Source organism: Mangrovibacterium sp., from assembly GCF_059905295.1.
Genome location: NZ_JBZQJF010000302.1, coordinates 1 through 3,194 on the forward strand (window position 1 = coordinate 1; position 3,194 = coordinate 3,194).

General features: G+C 43.1%; 4 protein-coding genes. All 4 read right to left on the minus strand.

All coding sequences use genetic code 11. From position 1 onward, the window contains the following. Positions 1 to 1,711, minus strand: a 1,711-nt coding sequence (locus AC37HE_RS15260) for a V-type ATP synthase subunit I (RefSeq protein ID WP_500783719.1), incomplete at its 3' end; no start/stop codon positions are given. An 8-nt stretch (positions 1,712 to 1,719) separates the two neighbouring features. Then, the gene (locus AC37HE_RS15265) at positions 1,720 to 2,328 is read right to left on the minus strand and encodes a V-type ATP synthase subunit D (protein ID WP_500783720.1); all 609 of its coding nucleotides are present in this window, start codon (positions 2,326 to 2,328) and stop codon (positions 1,720 to 1,722) included. A gap of 3 nt (positions 2,329 to 2,331) precedes the next feature. After that, entirely contained in the window at positions 2,332 to 2,706 is a 375-nt protein-coding gene (locus tag AC37HE_RS15270; protein ID WP_500783721.1) for a DUF2764 family protein, read from the minus strand. A gap of 126 nt (positions 2,707 to 2,832) precedes the next feature. Next, positions 2,833 to 3,194 (minus strand): hypothetical protein (locus AC37HE_RS15275; RefSeq protein WP_500783722.1); only part of this gene is annotated, 362 nt, incomplete at its 5' end.

The window sequence follows — 3,194 nt, forward strand, 5'->3', positions numbered from 1 at the left end:
CATGAACCAGCACTGCCATAGCTGACAGTGTCATGTTCAGCCCGTGTCCCAGGATTAAGATGATAACAGCACCTAAACCAGCCAAAACGGTTGTAACACCATTTCCAATGGCCATATGGTTAAAGCTGGAAGCCATCAAAACGGTTGACAGACCTACGGCATAAAGTCTCACATATGAAATGATATCCGAAAATCCATTGATTATATTTAAAGGCAAATTACCCAACGATGAAAGTATTCCTTTGGCAAAATTGGTTCCCGATGCCGAAAACAACGAAACTAACGATGCTCCGAAGACAAACAGCCAGACTACCGTGTCGGGAGCCGGAATTTGCAGCACCATTTGATTGACAACGAAGAATAATCCCCAGGTTATTGCAATCCAGCCGAGTTGAGCCAGTGCTTTAAAACTGTTGATGTATCTTATTGCCAACTGCAAGTGACCAACCGTTAAGTGGACAGCCCCGACAAAAAACATAAATTTCTGAATAAAGAGGTTATCTCCTCCAAAACTGGCCAGCTTTTCAACGGTCAGGTCGGCTAAGAACGGGATCTTTGCCACGGTCTCCGAACCAAAATAGGTTCCGGTAAGAACTCCCCAAAACAAGATGGACACGGAAAGCGTGTACATAAGCTGAAATTCAACTTTTTTGACAAATTTCGCTTTCTTGTGCACCAGTATGGTTAAGAGGAAAAATACCAATCCGTAGCCGGCATCACCAACCAAAATTCCGGTAAAGAAGGTGAAGAAAATCAAAAAGACCTGGGAAACATCCAGCTCATCATAACCGGGAACCAGCCCCATGAAGTTCATAACCGGGCGAATACGCTCGGCCCACCGCGATGTGTGTATCAGAGTAGGAACGTCTTCCGCATCTTCCTCGGTTGTTTCCTGTATCAGGTACCCCCATTGATTTTGATCGGCTGCTTCGATAAAGTGGTCCATTTGCTTTTCAGGAATAAACCCTTTCCAGTAATGCACCTTATCTTCTACCGAACTCCCGCCATACAGAACGTTTAGCAGATCTGAATCCTGTGTCCAAGTTTCAAGCGCATCATGCAAAAGCTCTTTCTGGCCTGCCAGCGTACCAAGAAGCTGATTAACGTTTTCCAGTTCCCCGGTTAATTCTGTCAATGACTTCTCGATTTCGCTTTTTTCCTTCTCCGGAATGCGAACCTCGGTAAAGGAAAGCTTTTCATCTGCCTTGTCGGCAATTAAGATGATTTGGTTCAATCCGTTTGATTGACCGGCAATATGAATATCCTCCCGGTTTTTCAGGGTCTTCAACTCCTTAGCGCTAATTTGGTAGAGCCTCAGAAAAACGCCACGTTCTTTTAATTCGCTGATCGATGAAGGTGAAACTTCCCCCCAATTGCCATACCAGTCGAGCTCTTCCTGCAAGTTCGTTTGCTGTTGCTGAAGTTGAACGTGCTTTTCTTCTGTTTCCAGCGCCTTCCGAATATAAAAGCTTTCCTTACTTTCATCAGCTAGATCGGGAACAATAGACGTTGAAGCCTCATTCCCTTCATATCGTTCCAAAATGGCCAGCGCTTTTTCGGCGTCAAGAATCTGGGTATTTACCCGATCGATTGACTTATCGCGAGGGGGTTGAAAGGGTACAATATGCACCAGTCCCAAACGCCCCAGCTCCGTCAATTCATCATCGACCGAAGCATTGGAGTTCGCTACGAACAGCAACAATTTTTTCATTTTTGCGATCATGCCATTGCCTCCTCTAATTTAGATTGTCCCACAACTTTTGCGGTGGCAATCGTCAACCGTTCATCATCCTGTAATTTCTGACCGATCTTTCGTATTGCAATTTTTGCATTCGGGATTCGACGGTTTTCAAATAGTTTCACCCGTGCCCGAACATCAAGCAGCTCTTCTTCCAACAATTCAATCTGATCTTCAAGACATTTAATTTCCGCTTCAAGTTGAAGTTGTTCTGCTACGAGCTCAATTGCATCGTCAACCCAAAGGGGTGTATTCAGAATAACCTCAACAATCTTGAAATCAACACGCTCATACTGATGAACCCGAACACCGGCAACATCAACAGGCTTTGTAATAACCTCGTTAACCGAGATAAATTTAGCCAAAGAGCCCCATGAGTCTCCCATAACGGCCAACCAGGGTTCAGAAGCGATTCTGTTATTTTCAATGGTCTGCCGGATATCCTCAATGCGTTCAGCAATGGTGTTAATTGTCGAAAGTAACGATTTCTCCATTGCTTCAAAGAGCGGAAGCATTCGTTGCGAAACTTTAAGAATCTTCTTCTGCCTTGCCCGTTCGGTTTTGGTGTATTTAATTTTTACTCCTGCCATGTCTTAACCTTTCTTTTTGGCATCATTAATCACCGATTCAAAAACTTGTCTTCCCCGATCCGGCTCCATGGAGTGTAAACGGTGCAGAATCTGAAGTTTCAATTTATATACAAAGAGGTTAACCAGCGTAAATGTATTTCCGGCTTCAAGATCATCCAATCTATCCCATTGCCAACGCATGATTTGCTTTTCGCGGTCCAAGGGATTTAATTCAGTTACCGACTGTGGTAAATGAGCGAGGCGGGTTGGTCTTTTTTCCGCTTTGGCATTTCTCATCTCAGTAAGATCACCAATCAGATCAGAATACAAACCCGTAAAGTGTTTCAGTTTACCTTTTTCATCGCAATCCATTTCCTTGAGATCTACTGTTTCCAACATTCTAAAATGCTTTTTAGAAAGCTGTTTTTTGGAATCATAGTAAAAATCGTCAAATGAAATGGGAGGCACCTGTACGAAATTCAATGATGGCAAACTGCAAAGTAGATATACCATATTTGACATAGGCTAGTCCTCCTTACTTTGTGTAATTCGTTTTACAAGGTCTTTGTTGACCAGTGAGAATAATCCTTTCTCAACATCATCCGCACTCAGTACAAACTGTAGTCCGCTATTACTTTTAGGTTCAATAATAATTGTTGGATTTCCACCTGCCAAAGGTTTCAACTCCACTTGCTTGTTCAGCGATTCCTTAATCAGGAACGCTTCCATATCTTTCGCAACTGCTTCCGGAACCGTCACTTTCTTCGGTCCTGAAATACTTTCCAAGGTTGTTTTCAGAAGCACCTCCATATATTTCTTTTCGGTAAACAGCTTCTTACCTTGCTCTCCAAAAACGGATTGAAGATGTTTTATAATGGCAACTTTAG

Bases quoted from the DNA above. Each gene is read 5' to 3' on its own strand.
- AC37HE_RS15265 (WP_500783720.1), bottom strand. From the start codon at position 2,328: ATGGCAGGAGTAAAAATTAAATACACCAAAACCGAACGGGCAAGGCAG.
- AC37HE_RS15270 (WP_500783721.1), bottom strand. From the start codon at position 2,706: ATGTTGGAAACAGTAGATCTCAAGGAAATGGATTGCGATGAAAAAGGT.